The sequence below is a fragment of the Bradyrhizobium sp. USDA 3240 genome (assembly GCF_054063295.1).
The window spans coordinates 2,253,444-2,279,891 of sequence record NZ_JBSSGD010000002.1 but is presented as its reverse complement, the minus strand read 5'-3'; the positions used below and the strand labels follow the sequence as shown (position 1 = coordinate 2,279,891).

At 62.2% G+C, this 26,448-nt stretch carries 23 protein-coding genes and 1 pseudogene; 21 read left to right on the top strand and 3 right to left on the bottom strand.

Features of this window, described 5'->3' with window-relative positions; genetic code table 11:
- The first annotated feature begins 30 nt into the window (after nt 1–30).
- The 10 genes and pseudogenes from ACVIGA_RS11490 (at nt 31) to ACVIGA_RS11445 (ending at nt 9,721) form a co-directional block, all read left to right on the top strand.
- A complete protein-coding gene (locus ACVIGA_RS11490) occupies nt 31–1,521 on the top strand; it encodes a pyridoxal-phosphate dependent enzyme (protein ID WP_456666464.1) in 1,491 nt (496 codons plus the stop codon).
- 277 nt (nt 1,522–1,798) lie between these two features.
- Nucleotides 1,799–2,963: pseudogene (locus ACVIGA_RS11485) on the top strand (ABC transporter substrate-binding protein).
- A 111-nt stretch (nt 2,964–3,074) separates the two neighbouring features.
- Nucleotides 3,075–3,947, top strand: coding sequence for a branched-chain amino acid ABC transporter permease (locus ACVIGA_RS11480; RefSeq protein ID WP_092116278.1), 873 nt, complete (start codon nt 3,075–3,077; stop codon nt 3,945–3,947).
- Nucleotides 3,944–4,978, top strand: a complete 1,035-nt coding sequence (locus tag ACVIGA_RS11475) for a branched-chain amino acid ABC transporter permease (protein ID WP_223976860.1) — start codon at nt 3,944–3,946, stop codon at nt 4,976–4,978. The genes ACVIGA_RS11480 and ACVIGA_RS11475 overlap by 4 nt, the downstream gene beginning before the upstream one ends.
- A 5-nt stretch (nt 4,979–4,983) precedes the next feature.
- A complete protein-coding gene (locus ACVIGA_RS11470; RefSeq protein ID WP_456670787.1) occupies nt 4,984–5,781 on the top strand; it encodes an ABC transporter ATP-binding protein in 798 nt (265 codons plus the stop codon).
- Nucleotides 5,768–6,472: an ABC transporter ATP-binding protein gene (locus tag ACVIGA_RS11465; RefSeq protein ID WP_456666463.1), complete on the top strand. Its 705-nt coding sequence runs from the start codon at nt 5,768–5,770 to the stop codon at nt 6,470–6,472. The genes ACVIGA_RS11470 and ACVIGA_RS11465 overlap by 14 nt, the downstream gene beginning before the upstream one ends.
- Before the next feature lie 30 nt (nt 6,473–6,502).
- On the top strand, nt 6,503–6,685 hold the full coding sequence (locus tag ACVIGA_RS11460) for a hypothetical protein (protein ID WP_456666462.1): 183 nt from the start codon (nt 6,503–6,505) through the stop codon (nt 6,683–6,685).
- Nucleotides 6,686–6,826: 141 nt separating this feature from the next.
- Nucleotides 6,827–7,951, top strand: coding sequence for a Re/Si-specific NAD(P)(+) transhydrogenase subunit alpha (locus ACVIGA_RS11455; RefSeq protein WP_456670786.1), 1,125 nt, complete (start codon nt 6,827–6,829; stop codon nt 7,949–7,951).
- Between the two features lie 11 nt (nt 7,952–7,962).
- Nucleotides 7,963–8,280, top strand: a complete 318-nt coding sequence (locus tag ACVIGA_RS11450) for a proton-translocating transhydrogenase family protein (protein ID WP_016841609.1) — start codon at nt 7,963–7,965, stop codon at nt 8,278–8,280.
- Nucleotides 8,281–8,323: 43 nt separating this feature from the next.
- Nucleotides 8,324–9,721, top strand: coding sequence for an NAD(P)(+) transhydrogenase (Re/Si-specific) subunit beta (locus ACVIGA_RS11445; protein ID WP_456666461.1), 1,398 nt, complete (start codon nt 8,324–8,326; stop codon nt 9,719–9,721).
- 569 nt (nt 9,722–10,290) lie between these two features.
- Here the strand turns inward: ACVIGA_RS11445 and ACVIGA_RS11440 are convergent.
- A complete protein-coding gene (locus tag ACVIGA_RS11440; RefSeq protein ID WP_456666460.1) occupies nt 10,291–10,917 on the bottom strand; it encodes a thiamine pyrophosphate-dependent enzyme in 627 nt (208 codons plus the stop codon).
- On the bottom strand, nt 10,914–11,438 hold the full coding sequence (locus ACVIGA_RS11435; RefSeq protein WP_456666459.1) for a thiamine pyrophosphate-binding protein: 525 nt from the start codon (nt 11,436–11,438) through the stop codon (nt 10,914–10,916). The genes ACVIGA_RS11440 and ACVIGA_RS11435 overlap by 4 nt, the downstream gene beginning before the upstream one ends.
- A 199-nt stretch (nt 11,439–11,637) precedes the next feature.
- Here ACVIGA_RS11435 and ACVIGA_RS11430 point away from each other — a divergent pair, with 199 nt between their 5' ends.
- The 10 genes from ACVIGA_RS11430 to ACVIGA_RS11385 all read left to right on the top strand — a co-directional run bounded on the left by ACVIGA_RS11430 (nt 11,638) and on the right by ACVIGA_RS11385 (nt 24,392).
- Nucleotides 11,638–12,651, top strand: a complete 1,014-nt coding sequence (locus ACVIGA_RS11430; RefSeq protein WP_456666458.1) for an ABC transporter substrate-binding protein — start codon at nt 11,638–11,640, stop codon at nt 12,649–12,651.
- Between the two features lie 25 nt (nt 12,652–12,676).
- Complete coding sequence (locus ACVIGA_RS11425) at nt 12,677–13,528, top strand: ABC transporter permease (RefSeq protein ID WP_456666457.1); 852 nt, start codon at nt 12,677–12,679, stop codon at nt 13,526–13,528.
- Nucleotides 13,528–14,349 (top strand): ABC transporter permease, encoded by an 822-nt coding sequence (locus tag ACVIGA_RS11420; protein ID WP_456666456.1) that lies wholly within the window; start codon nt 13,528–13,530, stop codon nt 14,347–14,349. The genes ACVIGA_RS11425 and ACVIGA_RS11420 overlap by 1 nt, the downstream gene beginning before the upstream one ends.
- A gap of 12 nt (nt 14,350–14,361) precedes the next feature.
- Entirely contained in the window at nt 14,362–15,471 is a 1,110-nt protein-coding gene (locus ACVIGA_RS11415) for an ABC transporter ATP-binding protein (protein WP_456666455.1), read from the top strand.
- 48 nt (nt 15,472–15,519) lie between these two features.
- On the top strand, nt 15,520–16,170 hold the full coding sequence (locus ACVIGA_RS11410) for a hypothetical protein (RefSeq protein ID WP_456666454.1): 651 nt from the start codon (nt 15,520–15,522) through the stop codon (nt 16,168–16,170).
- Between the two features lie 404 nt (nt 16,171–16,574).
- Nucleotides 16,575–19,427, top strand: a complete 2,853-nt coding sequence (locus ACVIGA_RS11405) for an FAD-dependent oxidoreductase (RefSeq protein WP_456666453.1) — start codon at nt 16,575–16,577, stop codon at nt 19,425–19,427.
- 21 nt (nt 19,428–19,448) lie between these two features.
- Complete coding sequence (locus ACVIGA_RS11400) at nt 19,449–19,961, top strand: aromatic-ring-hydroxylating dioxygenase subunit beta (RefSeq protein ID WP_456666452.1); 513 nt, start codon at nt 19,449–19,451, stop codon at nt 19,959–19,961.
- Nucleotides 19,962–20,041: 80 nt separating this feature from the next.
- The gene (locus tag ACVIGA_RS11395) at nt 20,042–22,420 is read left to right on the top strand and encodes a xanthine dehydrogenase family protein molybdopterin-binding subunit (protein WP_456666451.1); all 2,379 of its coding nucleotides are present in this window, start codon (nt 20,042–20,044) and stop codon (nt 22,418–22,420) included.
- The gene (locus ACVIGA_RS11390) at nt 22,417–23,256 is read left to right on the top strand and encodes an FAD binding domain-containing protein (RefSeq protein ID WP_456666450.1); all 840 of its coding nucleotides are present in this window, start codon (nt 22,417–22,419) and stop codon (nt 23,254–23,256) included. Before ACVIGA_RS11395 ends, ACVIGA_RS11390 begins: the two co-directional genes overlap by 4 nt.
- On the top strand, nt 23,253–24,392 hold the full coding sequence (locus ACVIGA_RS11385; protein WP_456666449.1) for a xanthine dehydrogenase family Fe-S subunit: 1,140 nt from the start codon (nt 23,253–23,255) through the stop codon (nt 24,390–24,392). The genes ACVIGA_RS11390 and ACVIGA_RS11385 overlap by 4 nt, the downstream gene beginning before the upstream one ends.
- An 89-nt stretch (nt 24,393–24,481) precedes the next feature.
- On the opposite strand, the gene ACVIGA_RS11380 is transcribed toward ACVIGA_RS11385, so the two are convergent.
- Complete coding sequence (locus tag ACVIGA_RS11380; RefSeq protein WP_223976900.1) at nt 24,482–25,027, bottom strand: MarR family winged helix-turn-helix transcriptional regulator; 546 nt, start codon at nt 25,025–25,027, stop codon at nt 24,482–24,484.
- Nucleotides 25,028–25,207: 180 nt separating this feature from the next.
- Between ACVIGA_RS11380 and ACVIGA_RS11375 the strand changes: the two genes are divergently transcribed.
- Nucleotides 25,208–26,407, top strand: coding sequence for an ABC transporter substrate-binding protein (locus ACVIGA_RS11375; RefSeq protein ID WP_456666448.1), 1,200 nt, complete (start codon nt 25,208–25,210; stop codon nt 26,405–26,407).
- Nucleotides 26,408–26,448: the final 41 nt, after the last annotated feature.

The following is a 26,448-nucleotide window of genomic DNA, read 5'->3' as shown; positions in this document are numbered from 1 at the left end:
CAGAGAACTCTCCAACAGGGATATTTGAAGATGGCGTTTGTAATCGAGCCGAGTGTTGTCGACAGGAAAGGCTGGCGGCGGGCCGCGGCGCAAGCGCGCAAACTTAACCTGACGCTGCCGACCTTCTCTCAGCTCGCGCATCCACCGCTTCCGTCGGCCAAGGTATGGGAGGACATCGCGGCGGTCGGGCCGGATGAGCCGAGCGCCGCGAACCTCTGGCGGATGCACTGGTACAATGCGGAAAACCGCAGGGGCAGGGACCTGGTGCCGGGCCATATCGTGCTGCGAAAGGAGATCACCGGCGTCGATGCCAAGATCATCGTGCTGCTCGGTGATCGCTTTCCGATGATCGGCGCGCACAAGGTCCTGCCGGCCTATGCCGCCTTGATCGAGCAGCTCGTGACCGGGCGGTTCGATCCGTCCGAGCAGAAGGCGGTCTGGCCTTCCACCGGCAATTACTGTCGCGGCGGTGTCGCCGTTTCACGGATCCTCGGCTGCCGCGGCGTTGCCGTCTTGCCCGAAGGGATGAGCCGCGAGCGCTTCGAATGGCTCGAGAAGTGGGTGACGGATCCAGCCGACATCATCCGGACGCCCGGCACCGAGAGCAACGTCAAGGAGATCTACGACAAGTGCGCGGAGCTCAGGCGGGACGACAGCAACGTCATTCTCAACCAGTTCTCGTCGTTCTCGAACTATCTCATCCACTATGAATGCACGGGGCGCGCGGCGGAAGACGCCTTCAAGGCGTTCAATCAGGACGATAACCACGAACTGGCGGCCTTCGTTTCGGCAACCGGGTCGTCGGGAACGATCGCCGCGGGTGATTTCCTCAAGAGACGTTGGGGCTCGAAAGTCGTTGCCGTCGAGGCGCTCGAGTGTCCGACGATGCTCAACAACGGCTATGGCGAGCACAACATCCAGGGGATCGGCGACAAGCACATCCCGCTCATCCACAATGTCATGAACCTCGACTTCGTTGTCGGGGTCTCGGACCGAAGTACGGACCAACTCAATCTGCTGTTTGGCTCGACGGCGGGCCGGGATTATCTCGAGACGCGCCGCGGTCTCGACCCCACGCTGGTGCGCGCCTTTGACCATATCGGCATCTCCGGGCTAGCCAACACCATCGCCTCGATCAAGCTCGCAAAGCAGATGAATTACGGGCCCGAAAAGGCCATCGTCACCGTGGCGACGGACAGTGCTGCCATGTACGGCAGCGAACGCAGGCAATTCGAAGAGAAGTACTATGCGCGTGGCCTTGATCAGGTGAACGCCGCCGAAATATTCGGCGCCTGCCTGCTCGGGGCCGCCTCCGACAATGTCGTCGAGCTGACGGAGCTGTCGCGCCGGGCCGTCTTCAACCTCGGCTACTACACCTGGGTCGAGCAGCAGGGCGTTTCAGTTGCCGATTTCGAGCGGCGCCGCTCGCAGTCCTTCTGGTGCAAAATTCAGGACAGCCTGGGCGAATGGGACCAACTCACCATCGAGTTCAACAAGGAAGCGAGTTTGGCGAACGCCTGATCGGCACGCGCGGCATCGTGTCCGTCGAAGGAGTTTCGAAATTGGTCTAGGCGAAAGCAATCGCGCAAATGATGAGCGGCTGCGTCAAATGAGGGCACTGCGAAAACAAAAATAGAGCAGGGCGCCTGCTTGACGACGGATTAGAAGTATCTCTAAGATACTAAGAATAGGATGATAGGATCATCCCGGCGGTGACGAATGGCCAGCAACCATAAGCTGGCGCGCTGCACTGGTGTTTCGTTCCCTAGGCATGGCTCAAGCGAGCACAGGAGGAAAGATGAAGCGAGCACACGGATTGATTACGGGCGCGGCCCTTGCCGCGGCAATGTCGACCGCACTGGCGACGGGCGCCGCGGCACAGACCATCAAGATCGGTGTCAATGAGCCGCTCACCGGTCCGTTCGCCGCCTCCGGTACCTATGTCGTGAACGGCGCCAAGATTGCCGCCGACGAAATCAACGCCAAGGGCGGCTTGCTCGGTCGCAAGATCGAGCTGGTCATCGAGGACAACAAGAGCAATCCGACGGAGGCTGCCGCCGTCGCCGAGAAGTTGATCACCGGCGACAGGGTACCCGTGATCATGGGCGCCTGGGGCTCGAGCCTGACGCTCGCGGTGATGCCGAAGCTCATGGAATACAAGGTCCCGATGGTGGTTGAGACCTCCTCCTCGAGCAAGATCACGACGTCGGGCAATTCCTACATCTTCCGCATCTCGCCGCCGTCGTCGGTCGAGGCGACCGAGTTCAAGGCCATCATGCCGTCGCTCGGCATCAAGAAAGCGGACTTCCTCGTCATCAACAATGACTGGGGCCGTGGATCGGCCGAGGACTTCGGCAAGATCATGAAGGCCCAGAACATTCAGGTCGGCCTCGTCGAGATCATGGATCAGGCCGCCCAGGACATGAGCGCACAGCTTGCCAAGATCAAGGCAACCGACTCGGACACGATTATGGTCACGACCGCGGTCGAGCAGCTTACCCTGGTGTTGAAGCAGGCCGCGGCGCTCGGCATCACCAAGCGGATCGTCACCACCGGCGGCTCGCAGAATCCGGATCAGCTGATCGAGCAGGCCGGCGCCGCAGCGAACGGCTCGATGCATCTGACGACCTTCGCGCCCTGGTATCCGGACAAGACCCCGGACCCGGCGGCAACGAAGTATTTCCTCGGCGAGTGGAAGAAGCGTGGCTACGCGATCGCCGGCGCGACTGAAAGCTTCCGCGGCTACGACGGAATTCGCACGATCGCCAATGCGATCCAGCGGGCCGGCAAGGCAGAGCCCGCGGCGATCACCGATGCGCTTTGGACGACCGACTTTCCCGGCCTGAATGGCCAGATCAAGTTCCAGAAGCAGGGGCCGGCCGGCAAGGAAAGCGGCCCAGAGCATGCCCAACCTCTATCTGATCAAGATCGTGAACGAAAAGATCGTCCTGTCGGGCTCCTGAGCTCGACGATTGCGGAAGGCGCCACCATAATTGGTGGCGCCTTGGCATTGCCTCGCCCATTGAACATGCTCTGAAGAGAGGATCAGCGGTCTTCCGGCCGAAAAAATCAGCATGACCGAGCTTCTGCAACACATCGTCAACACGCTCATTCTGGGCAGCACCTACGCCCTGCTGGGCATTGGGCTTACGCTCATCTTTGGCATCATGCGCGTCGTCAATTTTGCGCACGGTGAGCTTTACTCTTTCGGGGCCTATGCGCTGTATTTCGTCGGCGTGATGCTCGGCCTCAATTTCTTTCTTGCGCTGATCGTCGCGGTCGTCCTCGGCTGCTTTGCCGGTGCGCTGATCGAGGTCGTCCTGCTGCGCCCGATGCGTGGCGCGGACATCGATACGACCATGCTGGTCATGATCGGCGCCATGATTGTGATGCAGAATGGCGAGCAGTTCGTCTGGGGTGGTGTCGCGAAGTCGGTTTCGACACCGTTCCCGGAGCTTCCGCTCGTTATTGGCTCGATTTCGGTGTCCTGGTTGCGCCTGTTCGTCTTCTGCGCGGCCCTTGCCCTGATCGGCGTGTCCTATCTCCTGATTAACCGCACAAAGCTCGGTAAGGCGATGCGCGCCACCTTCCAGGATCGTGACGCTGCTTCGCTCATGGGCGTCAACATCCAGTTCATCTACATGGCGACGTTCGCGATCGGCTCGAGCCTCGCGGCAGCGGCGGGTGCACTGCTCGGGCCCGTCTACGTCATTTCCCCGCAAATGGGCAATCTCGCTTCGCTGAAGGCTTTCGCCATCGTCATCCTGGGCGGCCTCGGCAGCATCGGCGGGGCCACCATCGGCGGCTTCCTGCTGGCGTTGGCCGAGGAGCTTGGTGCCGGCTACGTTTCGTCGGGCTACCGCGATGCCATGGGCTTTCTGATCATCATCGTCGTTCTCCTCTTCAAGCCGACCGGCCTGTTTGCACGCGCGGAGCGGATCGGATGAAGCGCTTGGTCCCTTATATCGCGCTCGCAGCATTCGCATCCGTCCCGCTTTGGCTGCACGATCCGTATCTGCTGAACGCCTTCATCACGACGGGTATCCTCATTGTTGCGGCGATGAGCCTCAATCTCCTGCTCGGGTACACGGGGCAGCTGAGCCTCGGTCACGTCGCCTTCTTTGGCATCGGAGCCTACACCAGCGCGCTGGTATCGCTGGGCTTCGATGTCGAGTTGATCGGCGGTATCCGCGTGGTTCACGAGCCCTGGCCGGTCTGGACCGGGTTCGTGATCGGCACACTGGTGGCAGCGCTCTGCGGCTATGCCGTCGGGAAGCTGTCCTTCAAGGTGCGGGGTGCCTACTTCGTTATCGTGACCATCAGCTTTGCGGAAGTGGTCCGGCTGGTCGCGCTGAACTGGGTCGAGTTGACCCAAGGCCCGCTCGCCTTGACCTCGATCCCGCCGATGACGCTGGGATTCCCGGGAGTCGGCTATCTCGACTTCTACAGCAAGCAATCCAACTACTATCTCGTGCTTGCCGTCCTTGTGGTGTCCTACATCGTCATCCAGCGTCTGGTTTACTCCCGCGTCGGGCGCGCAATGATCGCGCTCAAGGAGAACGAGTCGCTCGCAGTCTCGGTCGGGATCGACGTGACCCGCTATTTGGTGCTGGCCGCGATCTTTTCGGCCGGCATCGCGGGGGCCGCCGGCAGCCTCTACGCACATTACCTCAAGATCATCGACCCTGACGTGTTTGCGTTCCTTTACACGGTCACGATGGTGATCATGGTGATCTCGGGCGGCAAGGGGACCCTTGCGGGACCCATCGTTGGCGGTCTCATCTTCGGCTTCATTCCCGTCGCCGCTCGATCTTTCGCCACCCCCGAGATTCAGTGGATTCTTTATGGCCTGCTGATGATCATCATCGTCTTCGTGTTGCCGAAGGGAATTGTCCCCGCCGTCGAGAAGTGGTTCTCCGCGCCGAATACCAGCGTTGATCCGGAGCCTCTCCAAGCCAAGATGCACGACACGCCATGAGCACCATGCCCTCCAACGCTTCGCAGCCGGTTCTGTCCGTTGAGCATATCGCCGTGCATTTCGGTGGACTGATTGCGATCACCGACATGAGCTTCGTCGTCAACCAGGGTGAAATCGTCAGCCTGATCGGACCGAACGGCGCCGGCAAGACGACGGCCTTCAACGTCATCACCGGCTTTCTGCGGCCGACCAAGGGCGAGGTGCGCTATAAGAATACCTCGCTCAGCAACCTCAAGCCGCATGAAGTCACCTCGCTCGGCCTGGCGCGGACCTTTCAGCGTACCAGCGTGTTCCAGAGCGTGACCGTCTTCGAGAACGTGATGATCGGCTTGCATCGACGCAGCCGGTCGACGCTGCTGGATACGCTGCTGGCGCTGCCGCGCGAAGGGCGGGCGGAGGCGGAGTTGAGGAGCCTTGCGCACGAACTGCTCGAGACCGTCGGGATCGCGCGCCGTGCCGACGAACTCGCCGGGTCGCTGTCTTACGGCGACCAGCGCCTGCTCGGCGTTGCCCTTGCCCTCGCGACCGACCCGTCGATGCTTCTGCTGGATGAGCCGGTGTCGGGCATGAACGCGACGGAAACCGCCCGGTTCATGGAGCTGCTCAACAAGCTGCACGGCCGCGGTATGTCGATATTGCTGGTGGAACACGATGTGCCCATGGTCATGGGCGTTTCCGATCGCATCGTCGTGCTCAACTACGGCCGCATCATCGCCGAAGGGCCGCCCGCGGCGATCCGCGGCAATCCCGAGGTCATTCGTGCCTATCTGGGTGAAGGAGCCAGCCGGCATGCTGCACATTAACGGTCTTGTTTGCCGGTATGGCAAGGTCGAAGCCCTCAAGGGCGTCACCTTGTCGATCGGGCAGGGGCAGCTGGTCGCGCTGATCGGAGCGAACGGTGCCGGCAAAAGCACGACGTTGCGGGCGATCTCGGGCATCCTGCCTTCGGCCGCCGGACGGATTACGTTCGATGGGCACGACATTACGAAGTGCTCGGCGCGGGAGATCCTGGGCAAGGGAATCGCACATTGCCCCGAGGGGCGACGAGTATTTCCTGACATGACCGTCGACGAGAATCTCGACATGGGCGCGTATCTGCGGACCGACCGTCGGGAGATCGCGGCGGATCGGGAGCGGATATTCGGGATGTTTCCGCGGTTGGCCGAGCGCCGGCATCAGGTTGCCGGGACGCTATCCGGCGGTGAGCAGCAGATGCTGGCGATCGGCCGCGCGATCATGTCCAAGCCCAGGCTCATGATGTTCGACGAGCCATCACTCGGCCTGGCGCCCAACATCGTCGAACAGGTGTTCTCGATCATCGATAGCATCAGGAAATCCGGGACGACGGTCCTGATGGTCGAACAGAACGCCTACTCGGCGCTCGAGATGTGCGACTACGCCTACCTTTTGGAGACCGGTTCGATCGTTCTTTCCGGCAGCGGCAAAGATCTCATCGACGATGAGCATGTGCGATCCGCTTACTTGGGTGGATGACGAGACGTGAGCAAGGATGATGCGGCCCTCATGGAGGATGCGGCGCGAGCGAAGGGCGAGGTGCATTCCGACGAATGCCTGGCACTCCTCGCGTCTTTCATGAGGGTGCGGGATCGCAAGGCTCGCGCTGAGATCGTCAAGTTCGCGCAACGATGCGCCTATTTCGAATCCGGCGGAATTGTCTCCTTTGGGCTCGAGACGCCGCGCGATTGATGCGTCGGCGTTGGCAAGCCGAAAAATTCTGCGACGCAGGCGGTTACCCTGGATCGAGGACGATCCTCTGGGCAATGCCGTGCTCGCGTCGCCGATTTGGTAAATGACCTCGTTGGGTTCTCAAAGAGTGGTGCTGTGAGTGTGAAGATCGCCGTTGCCAAGGAAATCGATGCGTCCGAGCCGCGGGTTGCGGTCTCGCCCGATACCATCAAGAAGTTCAAGGCGCTGGGTGCCGAGGTCGCGGTCGAGCCGGGCGCGGGCGTCAAGTCGGGCCTGCCCGATTCGGAGCTCACGGCCGCCGGCGCCATCGTCAGCGCCGATGCGCTCAGGGATGCCGACATCATCATCAAGGTGAAGCGGCCCGAGGCCTCGGAGCTTGCGAAGTACAAGCGCGGTGCGCTTGTCATCGCGATCATGGACCCCTACGGCAACGAGGCCGCGCTGAAGACGATGGCCGATGCCGGCATGTCCGCCTTCGCGATGGAGCTGATGCCGCGCATCACCCGCGCCCAGGTGATGGACGTGCTGTCCTCGCAGGCCAATCTGGCCGGCTACCGCGCGGTGATCGAGGGCGCCGAAGCGTTCGGCCGGGCCTTCCCGATGATGATGACCGCCGCCGGCACCATTCCGGCCGCCAAGGTGTTCGTGATGGGGGTCGGCGTCGCCGGCCTGCAGGCGATCGCGACCGCGCGCCGTCTCGGCGCCATTGTCACCGCGACCGACGTGCGCCCCGCCACCAAGGAGCAGGTGGAGAGCTTGGGCGCAAAGTTCCTCGCGGTCGAGGACGAGGAGTTCAAGAACGCCCAGACCGCCGGCGGCTACGCCAAGGAAATGTCCAAGGAGTACCAGGCCAAGCAGGCCGCGCTGACCGCCGAGCACATCAAGAAGCAGGACATCGTGATCACCACCGCGCTGATCCCGGGCCGTCCGGCGCCGAAGCTCGTCAGCGGCGAGATGGTGAAGTCGATGAAGCCGGGCTCGGTGCTGGTCGATCTCGCGGTCGAGCGCGGCGGCAATGTCGAGGGGGCGAGGCCCGGCGAGGTGGTCGAGACCGACGGCATCAAGATCGTCGGCTACACCAACGTCGCCGGCCGCGTCGCCGCCTCGGCCTCCAGCCTCTACGCGCGCAACCTGTTCTCGTTCATCGAGACCATGGTCGACAAGGCCAGCAAGGCGCTCGCGGTCAATTGGGACGACGAGCTGGTGAAGGCCACCGCGCTGACCAAGGACGGCGCCGTCATCCATCCCAACTTCCAGCCGAAGTAAGGAGAGAAGCCATGGAGCATCTCGCGCAGGCCGTCGATCCGTTCGTGTTCCGGCTGTCGATCTTCGTTCTTGCCGTGTTCGTCGGCTACTTCGTGGTGTGGTCGGTGACCCCCGCGCTGCACACCCCGCTGATGAGCGTGACCAACGCGATCTCCTCGGTGATCGTGGTCGGCGCGCTGCTCGCGGTCGGGGTCGGCATGGTGTCGAGCGGCTCGGGCTGGGCCCGCGGCTTCGGCTTCGTGGCGCTGATCTTCGCCTGCGTGAACATCTTCGGCGGCTTCCTGGTCACCCAGCGCATGCTGGCGATGTACAAGAAGAAAGCCAAGTGAGCGGCGTGCACCTCGGGGTGACGAAGACAAAGGGGGACCTGAGATGAACGCCAATCTGGCTGCTGTTCTGTACCTCGTGGCGGGGGTGCTGTTCATCCTGTCGCTGCGCGGCCTGTCGAGCCCGGCATCGTCGCGCCAGGGCAACATGTTCGGCATGATCGGCATGGCGATCGCGGTCGGCACCACGCTGGCGAGCCATCCGCCGGCCGACGGCGTGGCCTGGCTGCTGGTGATCCTCGCGGTCGCGATCGGCGGCGGCGTCGGTGCCGTGATCGCGCGCCGGGTGCCGATGACTTCGATGCCGGAGCTCGTCGCTGCGTTCCACTCGCTGGTCGGCATGGCCGCGGTGCTGGTCGCCGCCGGCGCGTTCTATGCGCCCGAGGCGTTCGACATCGGCACGCCCGGCAACATCCATCCGCAGAGCCTGGTCGAGATGTCGCTCGGCGTTGCGATCGGCGCCCTGACCTTCACCGGCTCGGTGATCGCGTTCCTGAAGCTGTCGGCGCGGATGAGCGGCGCGCCGATCATCCTGCCGTTCCGCCACGTCATCAACATCGCACTGGCGCTGGCGCTGGTGTTCTTCATCGTCGGCCTCGTGATGTCGGGCAGCGCGCTCGACTTCTGGCTGATCACGATCATCGCGCTGGCGCTCGGCGTCTTGATGATCATCCCGATCGGCGGCGCCGACATGCCGGTCGTGATCTCGATGCTGAACTCGTACTCGGGCTGGGCCGCGGCCGGCATCGGCTTCACGCTCGGCAACTCGGCGCTGATCATCACCGGCGCGCTGGTCGGCTCGTCGGGTGCGATCCTGTCCTACATCATGTGCCACGCGATGAACCGCTCGTTCATCTCGGTGATCCTCGGCGGCTTCGGCGGCGAGACCGCGGCGGCCGGCGGCGGCTCGGGCGAGCAGAAACCCGCCAAGCTCGGCTCGGCGGACGATGCCGCCTTCATCATGAAGAACGCCTCCAAGGTCATCATCGTGCCCGGCTACGGCATGGCGGTGGCGCAGGCCCAGCACGCGCTGCGCGAGATGGGCGACATCCTGAAGAAGGAAGGCGTCGAGGTGAAGTACGCCATTCACCCGGTGGCGGGCCGCATGCCCGGCCACATGAACGTGCTGCTGGCCGAAGCCAACGTGCCCTACGACGAGGTGTTCGAGCTCGAGGACATCAACTCGGAGTTCGCCCAGGCCGACATCGCGTTTGTGATCGGCGCCAACGACGTCACCAACCCGGCGGCGGAAGAGGACAAGACCTCGCCGATCTACGGCATGCCGGTCCTGCAGGTCTGGAAGGCCGGCACCGTGATGTTCATCAAGCGCTCGCTGGCCTCGGGCTATGCCGGCATCGACAATCCGCTGTTCTACCGCGACAACACCATGATGCTGCTCGGCGACGCCAAGAAGGTCACCGAGAACATCGTCAAGGCGATGTAGGGCTGGCGGCGGATGGTGCTCGCCTGTGCCAGAGCCTAGCGGCTGGTTAAGCCGGAAGCAGATGGCCTATGAAGCGCCGGATCCGACCGGGTTCCGCGTCGACAGAGTGCGGCCCAGGATGAGCTCGAGAGAAGGCCATGCCTCACCGGATGACGAGCAAATCCACATCAGCAAGGCCTGAGACACCGGCATTCGAGGCTCGCCGTGTTGCGGTTGACCCGTAGCCGCTGTCTCACCAAACTCATTCGTCTGGACCGGGGAGCCGCCATCATTGAAGTGAATAACGGGCATGCCGACGGAAATCGACGCGGCCACATCGATCCGCAGGGCGTCGTGGTTGCGATGCATCGTTGTCGTCGTCCTCATCAAGATCGAGCGAGCCACCGTCCATGGTCCTACACATCGTACTATGTGACGAACGACCGACAAGTTCAAAATTTCGACGTCCCGTGCCTAAGATCGCAGCGTGGTCCGAAAGCCTAGCGGTATGTCGGAGTGACTAAAAAAAGCGGTCCGCATCCGCAACGAAGCGGACCGGCATGGATTTGCACAATGCAAATGCTGGTCGGCTAGGGTTGCTCGAGCATCCCGCCGCCGAACATTGTCGGGATGTAACGTGGCGCCTCAATCGCAGCCATGAAGCGATGTTTTGTCGCGACCGGATCGAGCGAAATCGGCGGCCGCACGACTTCGATGTCGGGCTCCGTCGCCAGAACCAGGACTCCGACGCCGTCTCGCTTTTCCGCCGCGGCGATGCGGGCGGCGAGTACGCTCGGCGCATTCAGGTTCTCGGCGTGCTTGATTCCCGAGGCGCGCGCCAGCTGTGCCAGATCGAGCGTGGCGTTGGTCAAGGCTTGGCCGCCCGAAGCTGCGTGAACACCGTTCTGGATCAGGAGGATGGTGAGATTTGACGGGTTCATCGCGCCAATCGTAACGAGCGCACCCATATGCATGAGCAGGGCGCCATCGCCTTCGACCGCAATGACCGGACGGTCCGGTTGAGCGATGGCGAGGCCCAGCGCCAGGGGGAGTGTCAGTCCCATGGCGTCTTCGAAGTAGAAGCTCTCCGGCGCGTGGTGCAGCGATGCCCACAAATACGAAGCATTGCCGAGCGACGTCACGACGAGCGCGCGGGGAGGCAGACTGCCGGCAAGCGCCCTGTAGTGATCCGCCCGGGTCGGTCGTGCATTGGTCACCACTGGATATCCTCCCGACCCATCAGCAGGGCAAACGGACACGAAGCTTCTTCCGCATAGGTTGCGGCATGTTCGACCTGGGGACCGATCGGACGGTATCGATCGGTGCAGGCATGGGCGAGGCCGATGCCGCGGAAGACCGGCTCTGTCGCTCGGCCCTTCGGCACATGATAGAACACCGGATCATCGGGCGTGCCCCGGTAGGACACCAGCATCAGAAGCGGAAATTGATAACGCTGCGCGAGCGACACCATGCCCGCGCCCATGCTGAGGACGCCGGCATTCTGCACGAGCAGGGCGGTGCGAACGCCACCGAGCCGGCTTCCACAAGCGATTGCGAGCGCTTCCTCTTCATGGGTTGCGCGCACCAGCGTCATGCCCGGCTCCTGGTCGATGCGAATAAGGATTTCGCCCAGCCAGCTGTCGGGGACGGAGACGACGGTGCCGAAACCAAGACGCTTGAGCGTATTGAGAACGGCAGACGGCCGATGGGCCTCTAGAGATTCCGCCGATGTCGTCATCGACTGCCTCCGTGATTTCAACCAACGTGCGACGCAGGCTAATCGCAAAAGGTACTATTGTCGATAAGACAAACCTATTGCAGGCCGATGAGGTGCCTGATAAAAGGTACTATTAAGCAGATGATAAGTTTAATTTCATGACTGAGGATTGCAGCTGGAGCCGGCCACTGCATTTCGTCGCTGGAGGGAGACTGCACCTATGCTTCGCCTTTGGTCTGTATTGATCGCTGTTCTGATTGCGTTGCCGGCTCACGCACAAGACAAGCTCGTTGTCAGTATCTGGGGCGGCAGCTGGCGTGATCTGGTGGCCGAGACGGTTGCCAGGAAATTCACCGCCGAAACCGGCGTCCCAGTCGAATTCATCACCGGCGGCACTATCGATCGGCTGAACAAGGAAAAGCTCGCCAAGGGAAATCCCGAAAGCGACGTGACGTTCACGACGTCGCATGTCGGGTGGCTCTATGCCAATGACGGGTTGTTCGAGACGATCGATACCTCGAAGATCCCCAATGCGAAGAATCTCGCGGACGAGGCGCGGATCAGTCCCTACCACCTCGGCGCCTGGGCCTATGTCTACACGATCGGCTACCGCCCCGATCTGATCAAGGACACCAAGTTCGAGAGCTGGAATGACCTCTGGAAACCGGAGCTGAAAGACAAGCTTGCCGCGCCGGATTTCGATCCCGGCCACATCATTGCGGTCTCCGCCATTCTTGCCGGCGCCGACCCGGCCCACTGGGAAAAGGGCGAGGAGAAGCTCAAGGCGCTCAAGCCAAACTTCAAGGCGTTCTACACCAATGACGCCAACAGCCAGCAACTGCTCGCGAGCGGCGAGACGCCGGTGCAGATCGTGCTTTCGATGAACGCCTACTACATGATCGGGCAGGGCATTCCGATCACGCTCGCGATGCCGAAAGAGGGCGCGGTGCTGGGAATCGACACCGTCGCGGTCATGAAGGGGTCAAAGAAGGTTGACCTCGCATACAAGTTCATCAACGCGCTCTACGACCCCGACATCCAGGCCGAGATCTCGAAGCAGAAGAAGGGGAGCCCGGCGGTCCTCAACGCGAAGATCGATCCTGAAATCGCCAAGCTTCCGGGCGTCTTCACGTCGGCGGAGCAATGGAAGCAGCAGATCAACATCGACGCCAAGCTGCGCGCCAACAAGACGGCGGAATGGCGCAAATGGTTCGCCGAAAACATCATGAACTGATCCGTTGCCAGATCGGCCTCGCATCATGAATCAGCAGCCATTTCTGCGCATCTTCACGGCGCCGGCGACGTTGTGTGCCGTCGGATTCGTCGCGGCGATGGTTGCGGTTCTGCAGTACAGCCTCAGGGCCTACGTGCCGGGATCGCTGGATCCCGGCGGGTTCACGCTGGCGAATTTCGCCGACCTTCTCAAGCCGCTCTACGCGCGCGTGTTTCTCGATACCGTCGTCGTGTGTGCGATGACCGCGGTCGTGACGTTGATCGTCGGGTATCCGCTGGCTTATGCGCTTGTGCGTGTCGAACAACCGATCCTGCGCTCCATTCTCCTCGTGATTGTCGTGACGCCGCTGTTTCTGGGCGAGGTCGTTCGCACCTATGCGTGGATCATCGTCCTTGGCAACAACGGCTTCATCAATTCGTTGCTGATGTCGCTCGGCCTCATCGGCAAGCCGCTCCAGCTGATGTTCACGCCATTCGGCGTTGTGGTTGCTCTTGTCCACGTCACGCTGCCGGTCATGGTCATCATGCTGGCTGCCGGATTATCCCATATCGACCGCGACTATTCCCGAGCGGCTGAAAGCCTGGGAGCCGGTCCCATTCGCGTGTTCCTGACCGTGACATTGCCGCTGTCCTTGCCCGGCGTGGTCGCCGGCACCACGACGGCATTCGCCTGGACGTTCTCGGCATTCGCCACGCCGCAGCTGATCGGCGGCGGTCGCGTCAATATGATCTCCAATCTGGTCTACCAGCTTGGGTTCTCGAGCTTCAACTTCCCGTTCGCCGCGACATTGTGTGTGGCCGGGCTGGCTTTGACGGCCCTGGTGCTGGGCTTTCTTCAGCTCGCCTCCCGCCCGCTTCAGAAGATCGAGGTGCATTGATGATGCCGCGCTCGACCTACCAAAGAGTGCTCGGCTGGGTCGGGCTACTGACGGTGCTCGCCATCGTCGCCTTTCTCGTCTTGCCTGCGGCGGTCGTGACGATCGCCGCGTTCAACGACAAGCCGATCCTGTCGTTTCCGCCGCAGACCTGGTCGTGGCGATGGTTCGGTCGAGCCCTCGCCTATGAAGACTTCCGGCAAGGGTTCCTCAACGGCCTGATCGTCACGACCTGGAGCTCGACGATCGCGCTGTGTGTTGGCGGCATGTTTGCGTTTGTCATCGACCGCTACAAGTTTCCGCTCAAGTCCGCCATCGAGGGAATCCTCATCTCGCCTTTGGTGATTCCGCACTTCACGGTAGGGCTCGGCTTTCTCATCCTCGCGGCGCAAGTCGGCCTGAGCCGTGGTTTTGCGGTCGTCGTCATCTGCCACGTCATCCTGGTGCTGCCGTTCGTGCTGCGCAGTGTGTATGTGTCGCTGAGGAATCTCGATCAGAGTTACGAACACGCTGCAGCGAGCCTCGGCGCCGGACCGCTTCGCGTCCTGACCACCGTCACCCTGCCGCTGCTGCTGCCTGGGCTGGTCAGCGGCTGGCTGTTCGCGGCGATCCTCTCATTCAACGAGTTCACGGCCTCGCTGTTCGTGACTTCGCAGCGTACCCAAACGCTTCCCGTCGCGATGTACAATTACGTACGCGAGTTCGCCGATCCGTCGATGGCGGCATTGTCGGTCATGTACATCGTCGGCACCGCCGCCTTGATCGCCTTTGCCAATGCGTTCCTGGGTCTCGGCAAGGTTCTCAATATCGAGCAGTCTCACTAGGGGGCACGGATCTTGAAGCCGTCTGCGAGTGCTGAAGGTGAACAAACGGCGGTCCATTTCGACGCCGTGACCAAGCGATTTGATGATGTCGTGGCCCTGAGCGCCGTTACGCTCGGCGTTGGCCGCGGCGAGTTCGTGACGCTGCTTGGTCCATCCGGATGCGGCAAGACAACGCTGCTCAAGCTGGCCGCGGGCTTTCTGGGGCCGGATGGCGGTTCGATTTCAATCGAAGGCAAGCGCGTGAATGACATTCCGACCTACCAGCGCGGCATCGGCATGATGTTTCAGAACTACGCGCTGTTTCCGCACATGAGCGTGGCGGAAAACGTCGCCTACGGCCTGAAGACGCGACGGGTCCCCAGGGCTGAGCGGGACAAGCGCGTCGCCGATGCCCTGGAGCTGGTCAAGCTGAAGGGCATGGAGAACCGCAAGCCCCGGCAATTGTCCGGCGGCCAGCAGCAGCGCGTTGCGCTTGCGCGCGCACTCGTCATCAATCCGACCGTCCTGCTGCTCGACGAGCCGTTCTCGGCGCTGGACAAGAGCCTGCGGACCTCGATGCAGGTGGAGCTGCGGGAAATTCAGCGCAAGCTGGGTCTGACCACGATCTTCGTGACACATGACCAAGGCGAAGCCTTGAGCATGTCCGACCGCGTGGCTGTCATGTCCGAGGGGCGTATCAGGCAACTCGGAAGCCCTGTCGACGTCTATCGCAGCCCGGCGGACCCATTCGTGGCCAGCTTTGTCGGCGACAACAACAGGCTGCGCGGCCAGCTTGTGAGTGTGCACGCGAAGCAAGCGATCGTCGCACTCGGCGATGCCCTGGTGAAGGTGCCGGGCGAGAGCCTGTCCGGGCTGGAGAAGTCTGCGGCGGTTGACCTCTACGTCCGCCCCGAGCAGTTCAGTATTGTGGCGCCCGAGGAGCCGTGCGCGATCAAGGGGAGCGTTGTTGCCCAGATCTACCAGGGTGGCCACGTTGATCTTCAGATCGAGTGCTCCGGAGGCGGCGGGGATCGGTTGCTGGTGCGATCCCCGGGGGAGCAGGCCGTTCTGCGCTGGCCCATGGGGGCGCCTGTCGGCATTGCTATTCAAGCAGATCGGTGCTCGGTATTTCCGGTAGGCTGATCGCAATCGTCTTCGCGGAGCTGTAAGGGTTACAGCATCAAGCTTGCGATGTATCGTGACGCACGGCTTAGCGATGCCTACCTTGCTGTTTCCTGCGGCATCACCTGGCATCTGGTCGCGCAACTCTGGAGAGAATGCTTGAGTCAGTCCCAATCGATCACGGCGGCCGAGGCGATCAGCACGTACATCGAGGCAAAGGACCGAAACCGGCCCCAGCTCATGAAGCGTGCATTCGTACAGGAGTGTGAGCTTCAGATGGAGCTCCTGACCGAAGCGATCTCGTTTCCAAGCTCCGCTCATGGATTGGAGAGCGTGACCGATGTTCTCGTGCGGAACTTTGGATTGCAGTATGAGAATGTGCGCACCTTCTGCCTGTCGCGCCCCGAGTTCAATCGCCTCCCGCGCTTTCAATGCGACTGGCTGGTGGGGATGTCAAACAAGTCCGATGGTGACGTACGTGTCGGTTGCGGTGAGTACACCTGGGATTTTGATGCAGCCGGAGACGGTCGCGTCAAGCGGCTGCTGATCAAGATTGAGTTCATGTGTGTGCTGCCAGCGAGCTATCAGGCGCCTGTCCTGCAATGGCTTTCGGCGATCCCCTATCCCTGGTCATCATACGGTGAGGCGCGCACAGGTTTGCCGTCGATCGATGCTTTGACGCCGATTGCACAATTTTTGCGGCGCGACGCGCGCAACTGACTTCGGCAGTTGAACGCTGGATGCCGGTCTATCGAATTTGGGCTTCGATGGCGAACGCACGCCTGACGTAGCCGAGGAGGCGCCGCTCGCTGTCAAGTTGATGGCACCGAGCGCGAACCTACCCCACGAATGACGAGCGCATATAGCTCGGTGCGGTAACCCCGGCTGCGGTCAAGACGCTCGGGCGTTGGTCTCCGTTGGCTAGGCCTACATAATCAGTATAGCTCTTTATATGCACGCCACATAGTGGCGATTTTCTCCGTCGGTTGATTGAATATTCACGCGGTAAAACAAAGCAAAAATGCCGATTTTCTGCGCCTGACTTGGAAGAGCTGATCTCTCCTTGCATCCTCTATAAAGAGATGTATACTGACTAAAATCCAGAGACGGTTCCGAGGTGCGGGATGGCGTGGCGAAAAGCAATTGCTGTGAACCAGTTGAAGCCCGGCGGAGTCGCGCGCGTCGAGATCGACGGCAAGCCGGTTGCGCTCTATCTGCTTGATGGCGAAGTGTTCGCCACGCACGGCATATGCACGCACGCGCTCGCCTTTCTTGCCGATGGATTCGTCGACGGCGGCACGATCGAGTGTCCGCTGCACCAGGGCATCTTTGATATCAGATCGGGAAAGGCGCTGTGCTCGCCGGTCACGCAGGACCTCGAGACCTATGCGGTCAAGGTCAGGGATGGCGAGGTATTTGTCGATCTCGATGGAAACAAGAAGGCTGCGCCGAAGGATCAGGCGGAGGCCTACACCCACAGGGGGGCGCCGTCCCGCGGGGCGGTCGTCGTTGTGGGCGCCGGTCAGGCGGCTGCAGTGGCGATTCGCAGCATGCGGGCCAGTGGTTTCACCGGCACGATCAATCTCGTCGGCAAAGAGGAGCATCTGCCGTACGAACGTCCACCGCTTTCAAAGGATATTCTGCTTGGAAAAGCGGCGATCGAATCCTGCCGGCGTCTGGCTGAGGCCGATGTTGGTTCTCTCGACGTGAAGACCCATCTCGGGTGCTCCGTTGCCCGGATCGATCCGGCCGCCAGGATCGCATTCCTGAGTAACGGGACCGAGCTTCGATATGATGCGCTTCTGCTGGCGACCGGCGGCGTTCCGCGGCGGCTTTCCATTGCTGGCGCCGATCTGCCGGGAGTGCACTATCTGCGCACGATCGAGGATGCCAACTACATCAGGCAATCGCTTGCAGGCGCGAAGCGTCTCGTCATCGTCGGCGGCGGCTTCATTGGTCTTGAACTTGCTTCGGTCGCTGCGACGCTCGGGGTCGCCACCGTCCTCCTCGAACGCGAAACCGAACTGATGGCCCGCGTGCTGCCTCCATCGTTGGGGCGGAGTTTTCGTTCTCTTGCCGAGCGCCATGGGGTTACCGTTTTGCGGGGCGTGCAGGTTCAGGATATCCGCCACGACGGTGAGGGTCTGGTGGTCAATACCTCCACCGGCGCCTTCGCTACAGATACCATCTGCGTCGGTGTCGGGTTGGCCCCCGAGACGGAACTGGCAGCCGCGGCCGGCTGCGCGGTGGATGGCGGGATCGTTGTCGACGCCGAGCAAAGGACCAGCATCGCGGGAATCTGGGCAGCGGGCGACTGCGCGCTGCATTGCCGTCCGGTCAGGGGGCGCTCCCGCCGTTTTGAGAGTTGGCACAATGCGGAGCAGCAAGGTGCAGCCGCGGGACAATCGATCGCCGGGGCGCCGCCGAACACGGATGCGCAGGCTCCCTGGTTCTGGACCGACCAGTTCGGCCTGAACATTCAGATACTCGGGGTCTCGTCACCGGGCGACAAGGTCGCGCTCACAGGTCGCGATGGCGAACCCGGCGCCGTCTACCGCACGATTGATCCGGACACCGGACGGCTTACCAGCGTGGTCGCGTTTTCCAATCCCGCCGCGATACGGCAGGCGCGCAAGGAGCTCGAAAACCCTGACATGTTCGATATCGCCAAGGTTTCCGCTGCTCTGCTCACGAGTGACGGCAAAGAGGAGAATACCCAGGTGGTGAACGAGAGGTCGGTGACGACGACGTCGAAGCAATTCGTCTGGCCATCCGAGGGACTCACCAGGGTGCCTGATTGGGTCTACACGGACAACGACATCTACCGGCGCGAAGTCGAAAAGATCTTTCACGGGCGAACATGGAATTACGTCGCGCTGGAGAGCGAGATTCCCGAAATTGGCGATTTCATCCGGTCGAATGTGGGACCGACGCCCGTCGTCGTATCGCGCGCCGAGGACGGTTCGATCAACGTCTTCGAGAATCGCTGTGCTCATCGCGCGGCCGAGTTCTGTCGCGAACTGAGCGGCAACGCCAAGGAGTTCGTCTGTCCCTATCATCAGTGGTCCTACGACCTGAAGGGCAATCTGGCGGGGGTGCCGTTCCGCCGGGGGGTCGACGGCAAGGGCGGAATGCCGCGCGATTTCAAGAATGCAGACCATGGGCTGAGGCAGCTGAAAGTCACGACCCATCGTGGTGTGGTGTTCGCGTCGTACTGCGACGACATGGAGCCGTTGGCCGAATATCTTGGACCGGAGATTCTGCGCGAGTTCGAGGCGACCTTCGACGGGCGGAAGCCCAAGGTGCTCGGTCACTATCGCCACAGTCTTCCGGGAAACTGGAAGCTCTATCACGAGAACCTCAAGGACCCGTATCACGCAACGCTGCTGCACACGTTTCTGGTGACGTTCGGCCTGCTGGTGGCCGGCAACAAGTCGTCCATGATCGCCGACCCCTCCGGCCGGCATGGCGTGATGGCGTCGGCAAAGTCGGACGTCAGCAAGCTCGACGACAACACCAAGAAGGAGATGCGCGCCTACAAGGAAGGCATGCAGCTCGAGGAGCCGCGCTTCATGGATTTCGTCAATGAGTTCGACAGTCCCTGGTCGGTGACCATGACGACGATCTGGCCCAATCTCATCGTGCAACGGGAGATGAACACCCTGGGCGTTCGGCAGATCGTCCCGACGGGACCGAACGAGTTCATCATGAAGTGGACCATGTTCGGCTTCGAGGGTGACGATGAGGAAATGACCCGTCATCGGTTGCGGCAAGGCAATCTGATGGGGCCGGCAGGCTTCCTTGGCCTCGAAGACAATGAAGCCATCAAGTTCGTGCAGGACGGCATGCTTGCGGTCCCCGATGGCCAACATGTGGTCGAACTGGACCCCGGGGTCATCGGCACCGCAAACACCTTGATCTCCGAGGCGTCGATACGCGCGATGTATCAGCATTGGCGCAGCGCGATGGAACTCTAACGAGAGATGCGGGCTATTCAGATGTTGGCCACCGATCCCACCTACACGGCACAAATTCACCAGCTGCTGCTTCGGAGCGCAATCGAGCAGTTCAACTGCGAATATGCGGCCGCCCTCGACCAGCAGCGGCTCTCGGACTGGAGCGAGATGTTCACGCCGGACGCCAGCTATGTCGTTTTGTCGCGCGAGAATGAAGATCGCGGCCATCCGGTCGGTCTCATCTATTGCGAGAATAGGGGCATGATTCGCGATCGGGCGTTCGCGCTGGAGAAGACCGCCATGTTTGCGCCGCGGTACCTTCGTCACTTGATCAGCAATTTGCAGCTGCTCGGCGAAGATGAGCACGGAAACATCAAGGCCCGGGCGAACTATATCGTCCTGCAGGTCCTGTTCGATCGCCCTGACGCGACCATTCACCAGGTCGGAACCTATCACGACGTGTTTCGGCGTTCCGACGAGGGCCTCAAGCTCAAGCAACGGCGCTGCGTTTACGACAATCTGCTCGTTCCCAACGCGCTTTGCATTCCGGTGTAGAGCCGCTTGCGATCAGGGGACAATCACTGTGACCTTTGTGACGTCGGGAACGTTTTGGCAGAGCGCATGAGAGGATCATCATGAGCGGGGACGGGGCGGTCGGTGAAGGTATCGGGGCGCGAGCGCGGCGCAAGGAGGATGCCCGGCACTTGCGCGGCCGGGGCCGGTTCGTCGGTGACATCCACATGCCGGGGCTGCGGGAAGTGGCATTCCTGCGCAGTCCAGTCGCGCATGCGAGGATACTGTCGAAGACAAAATCGCCGGATCACGCCGTCGATACCTTCTTCTCCGACGATCTCGTCGGGGTCGCGCCGATCGTTACGCGATCGTCCATTCCCGGCTACAAGGTCTCGCAATATCCGATCCTGGCCACCGACAAGGTGCGCTTCGTCGGCGAGCCCGTTGCCATGTGCGTGGCAAAAAATCGCGCGATCGCGGAAGACCTGATCGAGAAAGTCGAGATCGGCTACGACGAACTGCCGGCGATCGCTTCTTGCGCGGGCGGTCGTCGCGAGAACGCGGAACTTCTGCATCCGGAGTGGGGCGACAACCTGTTCCTGGAGACTTTCTTCGACAGCGGCGTCGACCAGGTCATCGCCACCGCGCCGGTCTCGGTCGAGCTCGAGATGTCGTGCGCCCGGCAGGCGATGCATCCCATGGAGGGCAAGGGCGTGCTGGCCTGGTGGGATGATCGCGCCGATCAGCTCGTGGTGCACACCTCCACCCAGGTGCCGCACTTGATACGAGCCGGGCTCGCCGAGTGTCTCGGGATTGCGCAGGCGCAAATCAGGGTCGCCCCGCCGGACGTCGGAGGCGGCTTCGGCTACAAGTGCCTGTTGCAGCCCGAGGAGGTTGCGGTCGCCTGGCTGGCTGCGACCTTCAAGAAGCCATTCCGTTGGACCGAGGATCGCAGGGAGCATCTCGTCGCCGGCGCCAACGCACGGCAGCACGAATACCATATCAAGGCCTATGCTGACACGCAGGGGCGACTTCTCGCGCTGGACGCGGAAGTGTCCGTCGACACCGGCGCTTACTCGGTGTGGCCATTCACCGCCTGCCTGGAAGCTGCGCAGGCTGGAGGAAACCTGCCCGGACCGTATCATCTGGCTGCGTACCGGTGCCGTACCTATTCGGTTGCGACCAACAAGCCGCCTTTCGCGCCGTATCGCGGTGTCGCGCGGCCGGGCGTCTGCTTTGCGATGGAGCAGGTCATTGACGCGATCGCGCAGAAGGTCGGTCGCGAAGCATGGGAGGTCCGCCGGGATAATCTGGTCCCGGCTTCGGCGATGCCCTACACCAACATCACGAACAAGCATTACGACTCCGGTGACTACCCGGAGGCGCTCGTTGCCGCCAAGAACATGATCGGTCTCGAGGCATTCCGCGCAGGACCGAAGCGCGACGACAAGGGACGTTACCTTGGCATCGGGTTCGCCAGTTTCACGGAGCAGTCAGCGCACGGTACCAAGGTGTTTGCATCCTGGGGATTGCCGCTGGTGCCGGGGTTCGATCAGGCGCATGTGAAGCTGACGCCGGACGGTGCGCTGGAAGTCGCGGCGGGCATCCATACCATCGGGCAGGGCCTGGAAACCACGCTGGCACAGATTGCTCACGAACAGACGCGTGTTCCGCTCAAGCACATCAGGGTCACGCTCGGCGATACGGCGATGACGCCGTTCTCGACCGGTGCCTACGCATCGCGCGGGATCGTCATGTCGGGCGGTGCGGTCTCGCGGGCGGCCGAGGTCGTTGCGGGCCGGATCAAGTCGATTGCCGCGCATTTGCTGCAAGTCGAGCCGGCCGCCGTCGGATTTGCCGAGGGGCGGATCTTTGCGGCGAACGCCAGTGTCTCCTACGAGGATGTCGGACGCGCCTGGTATCTTCGGCCGGATCAGCTTCCCGAGACCGTGAACACGGCAGGCCTCGAGGCGACCGAAGGATACAAGCCGGACGTCGATACGGGCGTGTTTTCTTACGCCACGCACGCCGTGCGGCTCGCGGTCGACGCCGAGACCGGTCTCGTCGAGATCCTCGACTATGCGATCGTCGAGGATTGCGGACGCATGGTCAATCCGATGATTGTCGAGGGGCAGACCTATGGAGGGGCGGCGCAAGGTATCGGCACCGCGCTGTTCGAAGAGAGCCCGTACGACGACAACGCTCAACCGCTCGCCTCGACGCTGCTCGATTATATTCTGCCTGGTCCGACCGAGCTGCCGAGCTTCCGCATCGACCATCGCGAGACGCTATCGCCTTACTCGGCTCACGGGATCAAGGGCGTCGGCGAGGGCGGCGCGATCGCGCCGCCTGCTGCGATCGTCAATGCGATCAACGATGCCTTGTCGCCGCTCAACGCTGCGATACGGCAGGTGCCTGCAAGCCCACGGCGGATTCGCGAGGCAATTCGGCGCGCGCGTCCGTCGCGTGCGACAGCTCCTGAGGCGGGCGTCGCGCGATGAAGTCGTCGGCGTTCGAGCTCAAGCATGCACGGACCCTCGGTGAGGCAACCGAACTCCTCGCCGCGGCCGATGGCGACGCCAAGGTGCTGGCTGGCGGCCAGTCGCTGGTGCCGATGCTGAACCTGAGGCTGGCCCGGCCCAAACTATTGGTCGACATCAAGCGCGCATCCGGCTTTCGCGAGCTTGCGGCCGACGACAGGGTGTTCTCGATCGGCGCCGGATGGACTCATGCCGAAATCGAGGATGGTGTCCTGGAGGATCCGACGCGCGGGATGCTGCGATCGGTCGCACACGGAATTGCCTACAGAGCCGTGCGCAATCGCGGCACCATGGGCGGAAGCCTGGCGCATGCCGATCCGGCCGCCGACTGGGTCTCGACGCTGGCGGCGCTGGGGGCAACGATCGTCGTTCACGGCGGCGGCGAACGGCCGAAGCGCCATGCCGCCGAGAGCTTCGTCGACGGAGCGTTTGCGACCAAGCTCGGCGAGAGCGAAATCATTTCCGCAATCGAGGTCCCGCGGCTGTCGGCGGATGCATCCTGGGCCTATCACAAGATCTGCCGCAAAACCGGTGAATTCGCCAATGCGATCGGCGTTGTCGTTCTCGATCTGAAGGCAGGCCTGCAGCGGGTGCTTGCCGGAGCGACCAGCGGTTCACCGGTGCTGCTGCCTAATACCGCCGCACGTCTCGCCGAGGCGGGGCCGCGTGCGGCATGCGAGATCGTCGCAGAGGAAATCCGCGCCGTTCTGCCGAATCTTGATCTCGACACGCAGGAATTGCATGCGGTCGCGGTTCGCCGGGCTCTGGCGACTTTGGGTGAAGGACAGCGCCGATGACGCAGGTGTCGATGACGGTCAACGGAGGCGCCGTCGTGGCGGACGTTGAACCGCGCACGCTATTGGCGGACTTCTTGCGCGGCGAGATGCAACTCACCGGAACGCATCTCGGATGCGAGCAGGGTGTCTGCGGCGCCTGCACCGTTGTGCTCGACGGCAGGGTCCAGCGGTCGTGCATCACATTTGCCGCCGATTGCGATGGCGCCGACGTCACCACGATCGAAGGCTTCGACGATGATCCAACCATGCAGGAACTGCGGGAGGCGTTTTCCGAGCACCACGCCCTGCAATGCGGCTTTTGCACGCCGGGAATGTTGACGACGGCACGAGATATCGTGCTTCGGCTCGGCGATATCGATGAGCGCGCCCTGCGTGAGGAACTCTCCGGCAATCTCTGCCGATGCACCGGTTATGTCGGGATCGTCGCCGCGGTCAAGAAAGTCGCCGCTGGGAAGAAGCCCGACGTCGCGGCGGCTGCGGCTCCGGTAATCAGCAGGCTCGACGGCCCAAGGTCGCCGCCGGCGCCGTCGTCTCCACAGACAAATGGCCCGGTGACGCGGACGCCTGTTCCAGCCATGGCGGCATCGGTTGGTGAATCCGCAGGCGGCACCTCAATTGAGGAACGGGTGCGGGTTGCTGCGCCGGCCGAAAAGGTTTGGAGCCTGCTTTCGGACCTCCAACGGGTGGCCCCGTGTGTGCCCGGAGCCGAGATCACGTCGCTCGACGGAGAAGATCTTGTCGGCAAGGTCAGGATCGCACTGGGCCCGATCAAGGTCACTTTCAACGGCCAGGCAAAGGTCGGGATGGATCCCTCCAAGCGGGAGGGATGGCTGACCGGCCGCGGGCGTGATGCCGGGCAGGGCTCGTCCGCGGAGGGCAGCGCGCGCTGGACCGTCGTCGCTGACGGGGCAAGCGCGTCTGTGATTGCGGTCGTCCTGACCTGGAAGCTGAGCGGGCCGCTCGCGCAATTCAACCGAGCCGGACTGGTGCATGACGTTGTGCGTCGGTTGGCGGCGACATTCGCCGAGAATCTCGAAGCCGCCATTACCGGGGCGGCTCCGCCTCGCCGAAAGGCGCTCGGTGGCCTCGGATTGATCTGGTCCGTCATCAAGGCGCGCCTGTTCTCAGGGAGCTAGGACCGCCGAGGCGGCCCTAGCGACCGTACAACTGCCAGGCTTACTCCTGTAATAACGATGTATACTGATTAAAATTGAGTCGCTTCCGGCTATTCATCCCGGTCGGCCGTCGACTTCCGCCGTCCGGATGCTGAGTTGCTCTCGGGCAGGCTGTATTTGCTGTTGCCCTCGATCAATTCGGTCACCATCGCCAGAAACGCGGCCCTGAACTCGGGCCGCAGGGGCGCGAGGAAGCGATCCTGCGCACGGCGCATGCTGTCGTACATCTTGTCGGCGACCGCCTCGCCCTCCTTGGTCAGGAAGGCCACCATCGAACGCCGGTCGGTTTGGCTGCGTTCGCGCCTCACCAAGCCGCGTTCCGACAGGCGGTTCAGAACATCTGCTACATTCGTGCGATCGATGCCCACTTCACCACCCAGCGTGACCTGATCGATCCCGGGGTTGTTGAGCAGGGTCGTGATCAGGCCGTACTGCACCGGCGTGATGCCGAATTCCTGGCACTCCTCAAGAAAGATTGCTGAGTGGATCTGATGCAGGCGGCGGACCAGGTAGCCTGGGCGCGATGCCAGTGGCATCCGCGCCATCTCCACCTTGACCTCGGACCTCGTGGAATTGGTGGATGATTGCTTCTTCAACGTGCATTCCTTCCATTCTTTAAGCCGTCCGCGGTCAGCAAATGAGCCGAAGGCCCCTTGACGGGCGGCTTAATTACTCAGTATACATCTCTTTATCGCGAACGGTACTGCCGATTCCAGGATTGACCTGAGAATAACAACAATAAGATGGCGGCGCGCGAGGCAAACGGAGGATGGCTCATGAACAGGCTCGCATCATCAATTCTCGCGCTGACACTCATATCTAGTCTGGGGCCGGCCAAGGCTGGCCCGGACGCCGTGACGATCGGTGTCCTCAACGACCTCAGTGGCGTGTACTCGGATCTCGGTGGGCCCGGCTCCGTTGCGGCCGCGGAAATCGCGGTGGAGGAGTTCGGGCCAACCGTGATCGGCAAGCCGATCAAGCTGATGTCGGGAGATCACCAGAACAAGGCCGACGTCGGTTCGCAGTTGGCGCGTCGATGGTTCGACGTTGACCACGTCGACATGGTGATCGACTTCCCCAACTCGGGCGTGGCGCTGGCCGTGCAGGAGGTCGCAAGAGCAAAGAAGAAGATCGCGATCTACTCCACGGCTGCAACCATGGACCTCACCGGCAAGGCCTGTTCGCCGACCGGGTTTCAATGGACCTACGACAATTATTCGAATGCTGCGGGCGTCGCCTCTGCGCTCGTGAAGAAGGGGTTCGACACCTGGTATTTCCTGACGGTCGACTATGCGTTCGGTCTTTCGCTCGAGGCGGAAGCCTCGAAAGCCGTCAAGGCCGCCGGCGGCAAGGTGGTCGGCGCCGCGCGCCATCCGCTGAACACACCGGATTTCTCCTCCTTCCTGCTCCAGGCTCAATCCTCCAAGGCAAAAGTCATCGCGTTCGCCAACGCCGGAGGCGACACGGTCAATGCCGTGAAGCAAGCCAATGAATTCCAGATCGTGCAAGGCGGGCAGACGATCGTCACGCCGGTCACGTTCATCACCGACGTGCACAGTCTCGGTCTTCAGGTCGCTCAGGGGCTTACCTTCGTGACCGGCTACTACTGGGATCTGAACGACCAGACCCGCGCGTTCGCGGAGAAATTCTACAAGAAGCGTAAAGCGATGCCGACGATGGCGCAGGCTGGCGTCTATTCCGGCGTGCTCCACTACCTGAAGGCGGTGAAGGAGGCCGGCACCGACGACGGAATGGCGGTCGCCGAAAAGATGCGCGAGCTGCCTGTGCGCGATGCCTTTACGCAGACCGGTTCGGTGCGAGCCGACGGACGGATGATCCACGACATGTACCTCGTCGAGGTGAAGAAGCCGTCGGAGTCGAAGGCGCCGTGGGACTACTACAAGGTTCTGGCGACCATTCCCGCGGCCGAGGCGTTCAAGCCTCTGGCTGAAAGCGAATGCCCGCTGGTGAAGTAACAGTCAGGGCCGTCCCGGTCGCGTCCGTCCCAACCGTGACC